This is a genomic window from Rhizobium sp. 9140, from assembly GCF_900067135.1.
GTDB lineage: Bacteria > Pseudomonadota > Alphaproteobacteria > Rhizobiales > Rhizobiaceae > Ferranicluibacter.
This window is the reverse complement of sequence record NZ_FJUR01000001.1, coordinates 1,543,915-1,558,908: the sequence shown is the minus strand read 5'-3', so window position 1 is coordinate 1,558,908 and position 14,994 is coordinate 1,543,915. Positions and strand designations below refer to the sequence as shown.

Below are 14,994 nucleotides of genomic sequence, written 5' to 3'. Positions count from 1 at the left end.
CGATGAAGGTATTGCTGATCGGTTCGGGCGGGCGTGAACATGCCCTGGCTTGGAAACTGGCCCAGTCACCTCGCCTCACCCAACTTTTCGCCGCGCCCGGCAATCCCGGCATCGCGGACGTTGCGACGCTGATCGAGATCGACGTCGAAAACCACGAGGCGGTCCTGTCCTTCTGCCTCAGCGCCGGCATCGACTTCGTCGTCGTCGGCCCCGAGGCGCCGCTGGTCGCGGGCCTTGCCGACATGCTGCGGGCTGAAAACATCCTCGTCTTCGGCCCCTCCCAGGCGGCAGCCCAGCTTGAGGGCTCAAAAGGCTTCACCAAGGATATCTGCGCCCGCTACGGCATTCCGACCGGTGCCTATCGCCGGTTCACGGACGCGGCCGCGGCAATCGCCTATATCCATGCGCAGGGCGCGCCGATCGTCATCAAGGCCGACGGGCTTGCAGCCGGCAAGGGCGTGACCGTCGCCATGACCGTCGAAGAGGCCGTTGCCGCCGTCGAGGACTGCTTCTCCGGCGCGTTCGGCACGGCCGGTGCCGAAGTCGTGGTCGAGGCGTTTCTCGATGGCGAGGAAGCGAGCTTCTTCTGCCTCTGCGACGGAACCAACGCGCTGCCGCTCGGCTCGGCGCAGGACCACAAGCGCGTCGGCGAAGGCGATACCGGCCCGAACACGGGCGGCATGGGCGCCTACTCCCCCGCCCCCGTGATGAGCGCCGAAATGGTCGAGCGCACGATGCGCGAGATCATCGCGCCGACGCTTGCCGGCATGGCCGAGAGCGGCCATCCCTTCGAAGGTGTGCTCTTCGCCGGGCTGATGATCACCGAAAAAGGCCCGGAGCTGATCGAATACAATGTGCGCTTCGGCGATCCCGAATGCCAGGTGCTGATGATGCGGCTGAAGAGCGACCTACTGCCGCTGCTGCTGGCTTCGGCCACCGGCGGGCTGGCGGGCCTCGAGGCCGAATGGCGCGACGAGACGGCGCTGAGCGTGGTGATGGCCTCCAAGGGATATCCCGCGGCCTATGACAAGGGCACGCCCATCATGGCTCTCCCCGCGGAAGACGCCGCGATGAAGGTGTTTCACGCGGGCACCGCGCTGAAGAACGGTGCCTTGGTTGCGACCGGCGGACGCGTCCTCAACGTCACCGCCATCGGCGACACAGTGGAGGCTGCCCGCGACGCGGCTTACGCGGCCGTGGACAAGGTTTCGTGGGAGAACGGCTTCTGCCGGCGCGACATCGGCTGGCGCGCGATCGGTCGCAACGTCTGACATGCGCTTTCGCGCGGTTCATTCAAACTTTACCAATTCTCCTGACGGGTCCGTAACGGCCGGCCGGTAGTGTGCTCCCAAACCTGTGGGAGAAGACTATGCGCGGATTTCTGCTGGCGGGCCTCGCCTTTGCCTCGGCCATCCCGGCCCTGACGCCGTCGTCGGCGCTCGCCTCTTCGATCGAGTATGTGCGCACACCGCCGGTTTCGGCGCCGAGCGTGACGGTGCTGCATTGCAAGGATTGCCCGGCCCTCAAACCCGATGTCCGCGCAGTGACCTATGTCGTGCCCGATCTCGCGCCCGGCACGGACCGCACCGAGGTCAAGGATATCAACGGCGAAATGAAGCTCGTCCGGGCGGAAGCCTGGCTCGGCGGCTCGCCGGTGACGTTCATCAGCAAGGCGTCTGACGAGCAGATCCGGATCGCGCGCGGGGAGCCGGCCATACCGCCCCTCACCATTCTCGCAACCGCGGAGGGCGATGCCGGCGGCGGCGCAGCCGCGGCAACCAGCATGAACGTGGCAGTGGATGCGACGGCGACAACGGCCTCTCTGAGCCCGGCGACGGCCGTCTCGATCGCCTCGGCCTCGGTGGCCTCTTCGCCGCTGGCCGATCACGCTGCGGCCACGGCCGAATCAACTTCACACGATTTTGATGGGCAAAGCCTTCAGCTTCGGCTAAACTGAACCCGACTTCCAGTCCCTGCCCTCTCCGGCCTCCAGGCCTGATGGGCAAGTGCCTTACATCAAGGCGGAAAATTGCGTCCCTGAGAGAAGCAGGGGCGCAATTTTTTTGAGGGCTTCTCTTCCCTGAAATCACGCACCGTCGATCTCTGCGGCCAGCGCCTCGATCTCGTGATCGGCGAAGACGCGGATGCCGTTGCGGCGCAGGAGTGCGGCGGCTACGCCCTCGCCTTCGTGTTTGCGCGCTGAAAACCCGCCATCATAGATCCTGCGCGAACCGCAGGACGGGCTGCCGTCGATCAAGAGGGCATGGGTGCATCCGGTTTCGAGCGCGAGCTTCAGCGCGTTTTCCGCCGCCTGCCGGAAACCCTCGGTGATATCGCCGCCGGTTGCCTCGATGACTCGGGCCGCGCCTGAGAGGACGTCTCCGCCGCTTCGGCCACCTTCGATTTCGGCGGGCGGACGCGGCACCGGCATGCCGGCCGACATTTCCGGACAGATCGTCACCAGCCGCCCTTCCGCCTGCCAGCGGTCGAGGCTGGCATGATGCAGGGGCTTGGCCTTGCCGTCATAGCGAACGGCATGGCCCATGAGGCAGGCGCTGACGAGAATGTTGCCCCGCGCAGCCACCGCCCGCTCAGCCGGCGATGCGCGAGAAATCGGCGACCGTGCCGGTGGCGGCGCGGATGCGGCCGAGCAGCGCCAGACGGTTTGCCCGGATGGCCGGATTTTCGTCATTGACGAGGACGTCGGCGAAGAACCGGTCGATGGGCGCGCGGAGCGTCGAGAGCGCTTCCATGGCGGAGCGGAAATCCTCGCGCGCGACGGCTTCCGCCGCGTCCGACGTTGCGGTGCTAACGGCCGCGTAAAGCTCGCCTTCCGCCGGCAGGGCGAACAGAGCGGGATCGACAGCGTCGGTGATAACAGCGCCCTTCTTCTCTTCCGCCGCCAGAAGCTGCGTCGCGCGCTTGGTGCCAGCGAGCAGGTTCAGCCCCTCCTGCGACGTCACGAACGCGGTCAGCGCCTCGACGCGCCGGGCGACCATCAGGAGGTCGTCGTTGGCAGGGATCAGCACAGCATCAATTAGATCGTGTCGCGCACCAAGATCACGGAGATAGACCTTCAAGCGTTCGTGGAAAAAGAACAAAAGGTCGGCTGTTGCTATGAGGCTAAAGCGACGAAAATTCCACGCCGAATGCTCGGATATCAGCTTCTCTGTCTCTAACGCAAAGGCAAGCAGATCAGGATTAATCTTCGATATCTTTTCCATGCTGTAAGTTGCTTCACTAGGTAAATCCGCAACTTTTACACACGCCTCGAACTGAGCAACATGCTGTCGAAAGACTTGTAGCAAATCTACGCGAACCTTCCGCTCCAGCAGAATCCGCACCACACCCAGAGCCGCCCGCCGCAACGCGAACGGATCCTTCGACCCCGTCGGCTTCTCATCGATGGCCCAGAAACCGACCAGCGTATCCAGCTTGTCGGCGAGTGCCACGGTCAGCGAGACCGGGTCGGTCGGCACGACATCGGTCGGCCCTTGCGGCTTGCGGTGTTCGGCAATGGCGGTGGCAACAGCATCGTCCTCGCCCTGCAAAAGCGCATATTTGCGGCCCATGATGCCCTGAAGCTCGGGGAACTCGCCGACGGCTTCGGTGCGCAGGTCGGCTTTGGCGAGCACGACGGCGCGGTCCACCAGCTTGAGGTCGGCACCGGTGACGGCGCAGAGATCGGCAGCGAGGGTGCGGATGCGGCTCACGCGCTCGCCCTCGGTGCCGAGCTTGGCATGGAAGGTCACGTTCAGCGCGTCGAGCTTCGCCATGCGCTGGTCGAGCGGCTTTGCGAGATCGAGGTCGAATTTTTCGGCGGAGGCGCGCAGCGTTTCGAGATCCGGCAGGTCGCGCTGGTCGCGGGTCCAGAAATGGCGGGCGTCGGACAGGCGGGCGCGGACGACCTTGCCGTTGCCGTGCACGATCTCCTTGCCGCCGTCCTTCGCCTCGATGTTCGAGACGAGGATGAAGTGGTTGGAGAGCGTCTCCTCGCCCGGGCGGCGGGTGACGAAGCACTTCTGGTTGGTCTTGATGGTCAGGCGGATGATTTCGGAGGGAATCGAGAGATCACCCTCGTCGAAGGTCCCCATGAGCACGACCGGCCATTCGACGAGGCCTGCGACCTCCTCCAGCAGGCCCGCGTCCTCGACCAGTTCCAGCCCGCTGGCAAAGGCGAGATTGCCGGCGTCGGCGGCGATGATCTCCTTGCGCCGCTCGGCGTCCAGCACGACCTTCGCCTTTTCGAGCTTCTCGATATAGTCGGCAAAGCGGCGCACCGTGATCGGCTCCGGCGCGTGGAAACGATGGCCATAGGTGACGTTGCCGGCAACCAGACCATCGACCTCGAAGGCGATGACCTGGGTTTCCTCGTTTTCAGGGCCGAAGGTGCAGACGATGGATTGCAGCGGGCGCACCCAGCGCAGCGCGCCGGGACGGGTGGAGGCGACGCCCGAACGCATGGAGCGGGGCCAGGGGAAATTGCGGATGATGCCGGGCATCACGTCGGCGACGATCTCCTCGGCGGCGCGGCCGGGCTTCACCAGATGCGCGACGTAGAAATCGCCCTTCTTCGGGTCGGAATGGACATGCGCCTCGCTGATGGAGGCAAGGCCCGCCGCACGCAAAAAGCCTTCGATGGCCTTTTCGTTCGCGTCGGTGCGCGGGCCTTTCTTTTCCTCGCGCACATCGGCGGAGCGGGCGGTGACGCCGCGAATGTCGAGCGTCAGGCGGCGCGGCGTCCAGTATTCGCGGGCGCCCTCATAGGTCAGGCCCGCCTCGACCATCGCGTCCGTCAACAGCTTCCTGAGGTCGCCGGCAGCCTTGCGCTGCATGCCGGCAGGGATTTCCTCGGAGCGGAGTTCAAGCAGAAGATCGGGCATGGCACTCAGACTTTTCGGTGAAGCGAACGGATGCCCGTCGCCTTAGCAATCCCGGCCGGAAAAGTCACCATGGCTGGCGCGCTTTGACAGCCTTGTTTGGCCGCTACCAGCCGCCGCCACCGCCGCCGCCGCCGCCACCACCCGAAAAGCCGCCGCCGGAGGAAAAGCCCGAACTGGAACTCTTGGGTGGCGGCGGAAGAGACGACTGCATGGCGCCGGCCATGGAGCCGGCAAAGCCGCCCATGCGGTCGCCGAACCCGCCATATCCGCCGGCACCGGAATACCATGCGGGGGTATAGGCCGCCGCGCCCGCCGCGGCTGTGGCCAGCCAGGTGTCGAACGTCTTCGACCAGGGTTTTTCCACACCCAGCGCCACCGCATAGGGCAGCAGGGTTTCATAATGTCGAGGCGACATGGTGGGCGCGCCCGCCATGTTCATCCGCTCCTGCTCGGCAAGCGTCAGATACTGGCGCAGGCCCGCAATATGCGCCGACATCTTCGCGCCGACGGGGGTGGGTGCGCCCATGAGAAACAGGAAGACGAGGTTGACGAGCACGATGCCGCCAATGCCGGCGAGCAGCGGCAACTGGTGCGTTTCCACCGCCTCGAAAGCAATGGAGGCGATGAGGCCGCCGAAAACAGTGACGCCGACGAAGCCGAAAACGGCCAGAACGACGATCCCCGCGATGCGGCCGGCAAGGCTCGACCTGCGGCGGATGGACCGGCCGAAAACGGCAATGAAGATGGCGACGAACACGGCGATGACGACGGGTACGATGACGATGGCCGCACCGGCATCGTCGAGCGTTCCCAGCACGAGGATCGCCAGGATGAAGGCGATGGACAGCGCGATGCCGGCGATGATGGAGCCGATATTCGCCTTGTAGTATTTACCGCGGTGCTCGCTTTCCATCGCCTTGCGAAAGGCTTCGCCCGCCTTCTGGACGGCGGGGCCGTTGTCGCGGTCGATGACGAGCCGGCCATCGGCATCCTCGACAGCGCGCATCAGCGCGGCTTCACCGGTGGGCAGCTTGACGGTCGCCGGTTTCTTGCCGGTTGCGGCGATGACGAGCGCGTTTTGCAGATCTTCCAGCACGACGCGGCCGGTGACGGCGAGGTTCAGCGCTGCGGCCGATATCGCGGTCCAGCCGCCATCGGCAAAGCCGCGATTGTCAATATAGTTGACGAGCGCGGGCGAGGCGTTTTCCGGCGGGTCCCATCGCGGCACGACGACGCCCCCATCCGGATCGCGCCCGGCGCGCCGCCAGATCCAGCCGTGATAGACCGCGACGACGAGGAGCCCGACGCCGGCGAGGATGGCGGCCATATTCTCCTGCCACCAGACCGCCCGCATCTGCGCCTCGCTCGGCGGCGCGATCACGCCCTTCTTGAGGCTCATGACGATGGTCAGGCCTTCCTGTGGGCCGAGCGGTCGCGTGGTGCGGAACGTAGCGCCGTTGCCGGCGGGGGAGCCACGCGCAAATCTCTCCTTGGAGCCATAGGCGCCGGTGAAGACATTCAGCGCCTGCGGCCGCGCGCCGCCCGGCAGGAGCACGGTGGCGCTCGCCTCGTCGATGGGGAAGGCCCAGCCGGTTCCCGTGACGTTCCAGTACAGCTCGTCATGATCCTCGAAGAAACGGATCTGGCGATCGGTCGTGTAGGTAAAGGCGAAGGTGTGGACGCCTTCCGAAAGAAACACATCCTTGTCGCCTGTGTACATGCGAATGCCGCCATCGATGGTTTCGGTGCGCGACGGCTCCGCTTCGCCATCGCGCTCGACAGAGACCAGGTTGAAGCCGACGCGATGCGTCCGCCCATCGTCATCGGTAAAGGTCAGCGGAAAATCGCGGTAGATGCCGCGCTTGATCAGGTCGCCCTCGGCCAACGCGCGGATCGTCTCGGTGACGGTCAGGGTGCCGTCCTCGGCGACCTCGATCTGCGAATCGTAGGAGAGAATGCGCTCTTCGGCTTTCGCGAGACCGGCTGTAAGGCCGGCAAGAAGAAAGAGGGCGGTGAGAACCGCGATCAGCCGCGATGCTCTTTCCATCTGCGTCCGTGCCAGTGAGCCCTGCCAGATCGTGATTCCCGCGCGCGTCATCGGATCACGCTGACCGCAGGGTCATGTCGACGCCGAGCGAGGCGAGCGCGTCCCAGTAATCCGGATAGGTCTTGCCGACGCAATCCGGATCGAGAATGGCGATGCCGCCGATCTTCAGGCCCGCGAGCGCGAAGCTCATGGCAATCCGGTGGTCGGCGAATGTGTCGATCTCGGCCGGGAGGGTCTGCCCGGCAAGGCCCGGATCCGAGGCGACCAGCAGATCGTCGCCCTCTTCCGTGGCAAGCCCGGCGCGGATGTTCGTCAGGCCAAGCGAGAGCGCGCGAATGCGGTCGCATTCCTTGACGCGCAGGTTGGCGATGCCGGTGAAGCGCACAGGCGTTTCGTTGAAGGCGGCGAGCACCGCGAGCGTCGGCACCGCATCCTGCATCTGCGACCCGTCAATGACGGCGGGGAGATGCGGAAACTGCGCGATGACGTCATGGGCGCGGGCATCCGGCTGGGAGAATTCCGCCGTGGGGACGCCGAGATCGATACGGCCGCCCGTCAGCTTTTCCATCGCCCAGAGATAGGTGGCGGCAGAGGCGTCGGGCTCGATGCGGAAGTCGGTCGCGGTGTAGCCGGTCGGCCAGACGTGCCAGACCGAGGACGAGGCCTGCTCGACGCGGGCGCCGAAGGCGCGCATGGCGGACAGCGTCAGATCGATATAGCCGCGTGCGCCGATCTCGTCGCCGGCCAGCGCGATTTCGAGCGGTTCGCCGGTTTCATCGGCGGGCGCAGCGCCGGCCGCGGCCATCAGCAGCGCGGAGACATACTGGCTGGAGAGGCCGGCATCGATCTCGACGCGGCGTCCCGGAATGCGGCCCGTGCCGGTGACGGTGACGGGCGGGCAGCCGGTGTCGGCGGACAGCGCGACGCCGAGGGCGCGCAGCGCCTCGACCAGCGGCGCAATCGGTCGCTTGCGCATATGCTGGTCGCCATCGACGACCACGGTGCCATCGACCAGCGCCGCGGCGGCTGTGAGGAAACGGGTGGCGGTGCCAGCATTGCCGAGGAAGAGCGGCGCTGCCGGCGCCATCAGGCTGCCCGTGCCGGTGACGACGAAGGTGGTCGGATCGGGCTCGCGCACCTCGACGCCCATCGCCCGCAGCGCTTCGGCCATGTAGCGCGTATCGTCGCTGCGCAGCGCGCCGGTCAACCGGCTGGTTCCCCGGGCAAGCCCTGCAAGCAGCAGCGCGCGATTGGTGATCGACTTCGAACCGGGCGGGCTGACGGCACCGTTGAGCGCATGCGCCGGCGGCGTGATCGTCACGGATTTCTGTGTGGGGCTTTTATGGGCATTGCTCATGCGAATGTCTCTTGTGATCGTTTGCGCGCGGCTCAGAATTTGATCGCGGGAACCGCGCGGTCGGCCTCGCTGGTGATCTCGAAATAGGGTGCCTTGGAAAAGCCGAGCGGACCGGCGACGAGATTGGACGGGAAGCTCTCGACCTTGACATTGAGGTCGCGCGCGGCGCCGTTGTAGTAGCGGCGCGACATCTGGATTTCGTCTTCCGTACCCTCGATCGACGCCTGCAACTCGGAGAAATTCTGGTTGGCCTTGAGGTCGGGATAGGCTTCCGCCAGAGCGAACAGCTTGCCGAGCGCCTGGCCGAGCATGCCTTCCGCCTGCGCGCGCCCCGCGACATCGCCAGCCGGCACGGCTTGCGCGCGGTTGCGCAGGTTGACGATCTCCTCCAGCGTGCCGCGCTCGTGCGCCGCATAACCCTTCACGGTTTCGAGCAGGTTGGGGATCAGGTCGGCGCGACGCTTGAGCTGCACGTCGATGCCCGACCATGCCTCCTCCTTGACGTTGCGCGCCTTGACCAGCCCGTTATAGACCAGGATGAGATAGCCGGCGACGACGGCCAGAATGACGAGACCTGCAATCATTTTCATCTCTCCCCAGATGCCGCGCATCGAATGCACGCGACGAAATACACGGAACATGCGGGTCTATGCCCGGCAGACAGGCCGAACCGCACACGCGCCCTGCCAGCCATCGCCAGCCCCGCAGGCTGCCCGCATCTCCATAGCGTGCTTTTACCCCGCTGCCCACTGCCTTACCGGCCGGGACAAGGCTCATGAACGGTCCTTTCACCGGAAATGACTCATGATTTGTCGGGATTGGCGTCAGCCTCGATCCGGCTTAACCTGCCATGATGGATTTCACGATGACGACGCGCCTGCCCTTCGGTGGCGGCCGTCAGCTTCTATCCCACGGACGACGCGGAACACCCTGATCGAGGGGGCCGCTCGTCCGGCAAAAGACCGACGTTGCAGCGTGCTTGCGCTGCCGGGTGTCATGGATGCGGCGCTGTGGCGATGCATCGACACCGTCCTGTCGGCAATGACGGCGTGACGAACCTCATTCGGAAGCCGATGCTTCCTCAAGACAAGGAGACCGTGATCATGACGCTTCTCGCTATCATCGCCCTGTCCGCCGTGATGCTCACCGGCATCAGCCATCTCATCGCGCTGCGCGGCGAGCGCAATCGCTTCACGCCGCGCATGCTCGACAGCGCGCCGCTCAACATCCACCGCCCGATCCGTTCCTGGCAGGACTGAACGTTCAGGCAGCAGCTGACGCTGCCGCAAGGTTGACGCCGCCGGCATCGGTCATCAGGAAGGCTTCGCCGCAGGCCTTGGCGAGCGTGCGCACTCGCAGAATGTAGCTCTGCCGCTCGGTCACCGAAATGACGCCGCGGGCGTCGAGCAGGTTGAACACGTGGCTCGCCTTGATGCACTGGTCGTAGGCGGGAAACACGCATTTGTGCAAAGCGACATTCGCCCCGTCGCCCGGTGCGCCCGCCTTCAGCAGAGCCAGGCACTCGGCTTCCGCATCGATGAAATGCTGGTGCAGCATCGCGGTATTGGCATATTCGAAATTGTGCCGGGAATATTCCTGCTCGGCCTGCAGGAAGACGTCGCCGTAGCTGATCTTTTCCGCGCCATCGCGGCCGTTGAAGTTGAGGTCGTAGACATTGTCGACGCCCTGAACATACATGGCCAGCCGCTCCAGCCCATAGGTCAGCTCGCCGGAAACGGGCGAGCACTCGATGCCGCAGACCTGCTGGAAGTACGTGAACTGAGAAACCTCCATGCCGTCGCACCAGCACTCCCAGCCGAGACCCCAGGCGCCGAGCGTCGGGCTTTCCCAGTCGTCCTCGACAAAGCGGATATCGTGCAGCAGCGGATCGAGACCGATGGCAGCGAGCGAGCCCAGATACAGTTCCTGCAGGTTCGACGGGTTCGGCTTCAGGATGACCTGATACTGGTAGTAATGCTGCAACCGGTTGGGGTTTTCGCCGTAGCGCCCGTCGGTCGGGCGGCGCGAGGGTTGCACATAGGCGGCCCGCCAGGGTTTCGGCCCCAGCGCCCGCAGCGTGGTCGCGGGGTGGAACGTGCCCGCACCCACTTCCATGTCGTAGGGTTGCAGCACGGCGCAGCCCTTGTCGGCCCAGTAGGCGTGCAGGGTCAGGATCAAAGCCTGAAACGAGCGCTTCGGGTTCATCTGGTCGGGCAGGTCGGGCAAATCGGTCATGGCAGACATCGCAGTTCAATCACCGGTGACGTATTATGGAGACCGGACGAGTGCCACGGGCGGCGACAGGGGTCAATCTTTAAGCTATCATGGCCGCGGGATTTGCGATGGAGACACCGATGAATGTCAAGACGACCGTCAGCCTGCCGGACCACGTTCTGCACTATGCCGAGCGGCTGGTGGAGGAAGGCCGTTACCCCTCGCTCGACAGCGTGGTGGCAGCAGGCATCGAGGACATGATGCGCAGTCACGAGAGCACAACGGATGACCCGCTGGCCGGAATGGCCGACGAACTGCACCGGCGGATGGCGCTGCCGCGGGACCAGTGGATCGCAATGGATGAAGACGACCTCTTCGATCGCGTGCGCGAACGCATTGCTGCCCGTTCGCGAGGATGACGGGCCGGTATAGCATCCTCTACCTGCCGGAAGCCGTGCGGGAACTCATCGATATCCATGACATGATTGCAGCTTATGCCGGAATCCATATCGCGGGACAAAAGCTCGCCGATATCGAGGCGGTCACGAAGAGGCTTGCGGAGATGCCTTACAAGGCTCCGATCCGCGACGGTTTTCCCTCAGGGTTACGCACCATTCCCGCCGGACAGAAAGCCGTCATCTGCTTTACCGTGGACGACGAAGAGCAGACAGTCCGGATCGTCGCCATTAGCTATGCGGGGTCGGACTGGATGTCGAAGGCCAGAGATCGCCTAGAGAGTTTCCGGTGAACACGGGTTCATCGGAAAGGCTCTACTGCATCATCCCTTAAATCGGAATCGATTTCCAGATAAATGATGCAGCAAATATAAAGCGTTACAGCGAATCGAAGTGCGGCGTATACTATGCGGGGCGATGTAGGCTAATGTTTTGCGTCATTGTCAGATTCCGAAGCGATTCCGCTCCGGCTGGAAATGCTCTATAGCTGGTGAGCGAAGGCTACATGCCTGCGGACAGCCTTTACAACACCATCACGCTTGACTGCATCAATCCTGCTTGAGCCGATATTCCCCGGTGGCCGGGTCCTTCACCAGCGTGCCTTGCGACCCTGTCTCCTGCTGCTTGCGGACGCGTTCGCGCTGGCGGGCGAGGCGTTCGGCGTCGAGCACGAACTTGCGGTAGCCGAACCAGGCGATGGCGGCGACGATCAGGAGGAGGATGAGTTGCGGCATCTTGGGTTCCAGAGGGAGACGAGGTCCGAACGTGACGAGAGACAGAAGCCGCAACCCCGCTTCGACCGATCAGGGTAACAGGTTGGATACGGGGGGATAAGGCCCGTCCTACAGGCCGAACCGGCCCCATAATGCCTTTTCCTCTGCCGCTTCGGCAAGACCGGCGACGGCAGAAAGAGCGAGACCGCTTCCGATGCCCGATGCAAGGCCGACCCCCGCAATGCCGACCCCCGGCTGGCGCCGCCCGAGCAGGCCGCGCGACGCGCTGACGAGACGCAGTTGCGTCTTTTCGCCATAGCGGCGTTTGAGTTCGCCGCGCATGTCGCCAAGGCCATCGACGAGGCCAAGGATGCGGGCGCGTTCACCGGTCCAGAACAGGCCGGAGAAGATCTCGCCGTCGTCGGTGAGCAGATGCCCGCGCCGGGCCTTGACCATGCCGGTGAAGACGCCGTGGATTTCCTGTTGCAGGCTTTTCAGATAGGCGACGTCCTTTTCCTTTTCGGGCTGGAACGGATCGAGAATCACCTTGTTTTCGCCGGCCGTATAGATGCGGCGTTCGATACCGACCTTTTCCAGAAGTTCGGTGAAGCCGAAACCGCCGGAGACGACGCCGATGGAGCCGACGATGGATGTGGGGTCGGCGATGATTTCGTCACCGGCGAGCGCGATCATATAGCCGCCGGAGGCCGCGACATCTTCCACGAAGACGAGGACGCGCTTGTTCTTCTCGACGGCGAGATCGCGGATGCGCTGATAGATCAGCCGCGACTGGACAGGCGAGCCGCCCGGCGAGTTGATGGCGATGGCGACGGCCGGGGCCTCCTTGTCGGCGAAGGCGCGTTCGAGAAGGGGGGCGACAGCCGCAATATTCAGCATCGGCCGGAACGCGCTGCCGCCTGCCATGATGGCGCCGTGCAGGCGAACGACGGGGATCGTCACACCCTGCCTGCGAAAGCGCTTCGGCAGCAACCTCTTCAAGAAACCGGCCAAGTCCATCTCCTTATCGTGAAAACTCTCCGTCGCATGTAGGCATTGCCTCCGCAGACGCAATGCCGGCGCCGGGGCATCACGGGAAATTCAGCGCCGGGCGTGGAAGGTGCGGCCGTTGTTGAGGTCGTCGATCTCTTTCACAAAGGCGTGGGAGCCCTCTTTGTGCATGACGAGCGGCGCCCGCAGGGTGAGGCGCGCGCGGGACTGCTTGATGCCGGTCACGAGGATGCGCACCGCGTTCTCGCCGGCCCGCGGCAGAAGCGGCGTGATCTCCAGGCCGCCGAACCGGCGCCCGCAGGCGGTCAGGATCTCGCCGATCGATTCCGGCCGCGCGATCAGGGACAGCTGGCCACAGGGCCGCAGGATCGCGCCGGCGGTGCGGATCCACGCGTCGAAGAGCCCGTCGTCCATCGCATGCGCCTGCGCCTTCAGGGCATCCGGCGTCTTCCGGTCGGCGCCGTTGTTGAAGGGTGGGTTCATGACGACGTGGTCGAAGACGTCGCTCGGCAGGCCGGCGGCGATCCGGGCGCGACCGGTCAGCGCGACATCGGCCTCCAGCACGTCGAGGCGATCCGCAAATGCGGCGTTCTGGGCAAGAGCAATGCTGCGGCGGGCGAACGTCGCCATCTCCGGCGCGCGTTCCACGAGCAGGACCTGTGCGGAGGGCACGCGCACCGCCACCGCCATGCCGGCCGCACCCGCGCCGGCGCCAAGGTCGGCGACCTTCACCACCGGCCGGTCCGTATCGGGAACGAGCGCGGCCAGCAGCATGGCATCCATGCCGGCGCGGTGCCCGCGACCGAGCGGCTGGACGAGGTGGAAGCGCCCGCGATGGAAGCTGTCGACGGTTTCGCGGGCTGAATCCCGATCCATGGTCTTCTCAGGCGACATATCCGCGTCTGCCCGTCACTGGTCGCGCAGTTCCGCCGCGAGGCCGGCATCCGACAGGATGCGACGGGCCTCGTCGGCACGCTCGCCCTGCACCATCAGGCGGCGCGGCAGAAGGCCGAGCGAACCATCGAGAATGCTCATGCCCTGATCGGCGATAAAGCAGATGATGCCGGCGTCGCGCATCAGACTTTCGGCGAAAGAGAGCACGACGGCGTCGTTGGTACGGATCAATTCTTTCATCTGTCTCGCTTTTTCCCCATTCGTCAGTGGCTTGGGACAAATCGCCCCTTGCCGCGAAAGCCACCCCTTTCTATTCTCACAGGAGTAGCTTGAACAGGAGTGCTTCGCCTTGGGCGTCGTGATACCGCTGGAAGACGGCAAGAACAAACAGGCCTCTGTGCAGCCGCTGGTCGATCTGACCAAAGCCGACATGGAGCGGGTGAACCAGCTGATCCTGGCAAAGGCCGGATCGGATGTCGAGATGATCCCCGAGGTTGCCAACCATCTGATCTCGTCAGGCGGCAAGCGGCTTCGGCCCATGCTGACGCTTGCATCCGCCGCCATGTTCGGCTTCAAGGGCGATGCGCATGTGAAGCTGGCGACCAGCGTCGAGTTCATGCACACGGCGACGCTGCTCCACGACGACGTGGTGGACGAGAGCGACCTCAGGCGCGGAAAATCCACGGCGCGGATGATCTGGGGCAATCAGGCGAGCGTGCTCGTCGGCGACTTCCTGCTCGGCCAGGCCTTCCGGATGATGGTCGAGGTCGGCTCGCTCGATGCGCTCGATGTTCTCTCGACCGCCGCATCGGTCATCGCCGAAGGAGAAGTGCTGCAGCTCTCCGTCGCCAAGAACATGGAAACGACGGAGGACGACTATCTCTCCGTCATCCGCGCAAAGACCGCGGCGCTGTTTGCGGCGGCAGCCGAAGTCGGCCCGATCGTCGCCAAGACGGATCGCTCCGCCCGCAACGCGCTGAAGTCCTACGGCATGAATCTCGGCCTCGCCTTCCAGCTGGTGGACGACGTTCTGGATTATGGCGGCAAATCGGCCGATCTCGGCAAGAATGTCGGCGACGACTTTCGCGAGGGCAAGATCACCCTGCCGGTCATCCTGTCCTATCGCCGGGGAACGGCGGAGGAGCGGGCGTTCTGGAAGGACGCGATCGAGGGCGGCAATGCCACCGACGAGAATCTGGAACACGCCATGGGGCTCATCACGCGCTATGGCGGGCTTACCGATACGATCGCCCGCGCCCGGCACTACGGCATGATTGCGCGCGACGCGCTGGCGCCGCTGCCAGCCTCGCCGTGGAAGGACGCGCTGCTCGAGGTCATCGACTTCTGCATCGACCGGGTGAACTGACGCCGGCGGCAGATTGCCGGATCAGGGCAGAAGGCTCACCTTTTGCGGCGGCTTGCG

16 protein-coding genes are annotated in these 14,994 nt (G+C 64.8%); 6 read left to right on the top strand and 10 right to left on the bottom strand.

Features of this window, described 5'->3' with window-relative positions; translation table 11 throughout:
* Positions 1 to 2 precede the first annotated feature (2 nt).
* Positions 3 to 1,271: a phosphoribosylamine--glycine ligase gene (gene purD, locus GA0004734_RS07240; RefSeq protein ID WP_092932471.1), complete on the top strand. Its 1,269-nt coding sequence runs from the start codon at positions 3 to 5 to the stop codon at positions 1,269 to 1,271.
* A 98-nt stretch (positions 1,272 to 1,369) separates the two neighbouring features.
* A complete protein-coding gene (locus tag GA0004734_RS07235) occupies positions 1,370 to 1,957 on the top strand; it encodes a plant virulence effector HPE1-like domain-containing protein (RefSeq protein WP_092932469.1) in 588 nt (195 codons plus the stop codon).
* A 129-nt stretch (positions 1,958 to 2,086) separates the two neighbouring features.
* Here GA0004734_RS07235 and GA0004734_RS07230 read toward each other — a convergent pair whose 3' ends face one another.
* The 5 genes from GA0004734_RS07230 to GA0004734_RS07210 form a co-directional block, all read right to left on the bottom strand.
* Positions 2,087 to 2,584 (bottom strand): DUF523 domain-containing protein, encoded by a 498-nt coding sequence (locus GA0004734_RS07230; protein WP_280949474.1) that lies wholly within the window; start codon positions 2,582 to 2,584, stop codon positions 2,087 to 2,089.
* Between the two features lie 7 nt (positions 2,585 to 2,591).
* Complete coding sequence (glyS, locus tag GA0004734_RS07225; RefSeq protein ID WP_092932465.1) at positions 2,592 to 4,883, bottom strand: glycine--tRNA ligase subunit beta; 2,292 nt, start codon at positions 4,881 to 4,883, stop codon at positions 2,592 to 2,594.
* A 103-nt stretch (positions 4,884 to 4,986) separates the two neighbouring features.
* A complete protein-coding gene (locus tag GA0004734_RS07220) occupies positions 4,987 to 6,930 on the bottom strand; it encodes a DUF2207 domain-containing protein (protein WP_092936026.1) in 1,944 nt (647 codons plus the stop codon).
* Positions 6,931 to 6,985: 55 nt separating this feature from the next.
* The gene (locus GA0004734_RS07215; protein WP_092932463.1) at positions 6,986 to 8,287 is read right to left on the bottom strand and encodes a 3-phosphoshikimate 1-carboxyvinyltransferase; all 1,302 of its coding nucleotides are present in this window, start codon (positions 8,285 to 8,287) and stop codon (positions 6,986 to 6,988) included.
* Between the two features lie 32 nt (positions 8,288 to 8,319).
* Positions 8,320 to 8,877, bottom strand: coding sequence for a LemA family protein (locus GA0004734_RS07210; RefSeq protein WP_092932461.1), 558 nt, complete (start codon positions 8,875 to 8,877; stop codon positions 8,320 to 8,322).
* 513 nt (positions 8,878 to 9,390) lie between these two features.
* On the opposite strand from GA0004734_RS07210, the gene GA0004734_RS25885 reads away from it, so the two are divergent.
* Positions 9,391 to 9,546 (top strand): hypothetical protein, encoded by a 156-nt coding sequence (locus GA0004734_RS25885; RefSeq protein WP_170865898.1) that lies wholly within the window; start codon positions 9,391 to 9,393, stop codon positions 9,544 to 9,546.
* Positions 9,547 to 9,550: 4 nt separating this feature from the next.
* Here the strand turns inward: GA0004734_RS25885 and GA0004734_RS07205 are convergent, their stop codons facing one another.
* Complete coding sequence (locus tag GA0004734_RS07205; protein ID WP_092936024.1) at positions 9,551 to 10,522, bottom strand: glycine--tRNA ligase subunit alpha; 972 nt, start codon at positions 10,520 to 10,522, stop codon at positions 9,551 to 9,553.
* Positions 10,523 to 10,641: 119 nt separating this feature from the next.
* Here GA0004734_RS07205 and GA0004734_RS07200 point away from each other — a divergent pair, with 119 nt between their 5' ends.
* Entirely contained in the window at positions 10,642 to 10,920 is a 279-nt protein-coding gene (locus tag GA0004734_RS07200; RefSeq protein WP_092932457.1) for a hypothetical protein, read from the top strand.
* Positions 10,917 to 11,249, top strand: coding sequence for a type II toxin-antitoxin system RelE/ParE family toxin (locus GA0004734_RS07195; protein ID WP_092932455.1), 333 nt, complete (start codon positions 10,917 to 10,919; stop codon positions 11,247 to 11,249). Before GA0004734_RS07200 ends, GA0004734_RS07195 begins: the two co-directional genes overlap by 4 nt.
* Before the next feature lie 255 nt (positions 11,250 to 11,504).
* Here the strand turns inward: GA0004734_RS07195 and GA0004734_RS07190 are convergent, their stop codons facing one another.
* From GA0004734_RS07190 to GA0004734_RS07175, 4 genes are all read right to left on the bottom strand, one after another.
* A complete protein-coding gene (locus tag GA0004734_RS07190; protein ID WP_092932453.1) occupies positions 11,505 to 11,690 on the bottom strand; it encodes a hypothetical protein in 186 nt (61 codons plus the stop codon).
* 108 nt (positions 11,691 to 11,798) lie between these two features.
* Positions 11,799 to 12,680: a S49 family peptidase gene (locus GA0004734_RS07185; RefSeq protein WP_092936022.1), complete on the bottom strand. Its 882-nt coding sequence runs from the start codon at positions 12,678 to 12,680 to the stop codon at positions 11,799 to 11,801.
* Between the two features lie 87 nt (positions 12,681 to 12,767).
* On the bottom strand, positions 12,768 to 13,553 hold the full coding sequence (locus GA0004734_RS07180; protein ID WP_092936020.1) for a tRNA1(Val) (adenine(37)-N6)-methyltransferase: 786 nt from the start codon (positions 13,551 to 13,553) through the stop codon (positions 12,768 to 12,770).
* 33 nt (positions 13,554 to 13,586) lie between these two features.
* A complete protein-coding gene (locus GA0004734_RS07175) occupies positions 13,587 to 13,811 on the bottom strand; it encodes a putative signal transducing protein (RefSeq protein ID WP_092932451.1) in 225 nt (74 codons plus the stop codon).
* Between the two features lie 109 nt (positions 13,812 to 13,920).
* Here GA0004734_RS07175 and GA0004734_RS07170 point away from each other — a divergent pair, with 109 nt between their 5' ends.
* Positions 13,921 to 14,937 carry a polyprenyl synthetase family protein gene (locus GA0004734_RS07170; RefSeq protein WP_092932449.1) on the top strand — a complete coding sequence of 339 codons (1,017 nt, stop codon included), beginning with the start codon at positions 13,921 to 13,923 and terminating at the stop codon, positions 14,935 to 14,937.
* Positions 14,938 to 14,994: the final 57 nt, after the last annotated feature.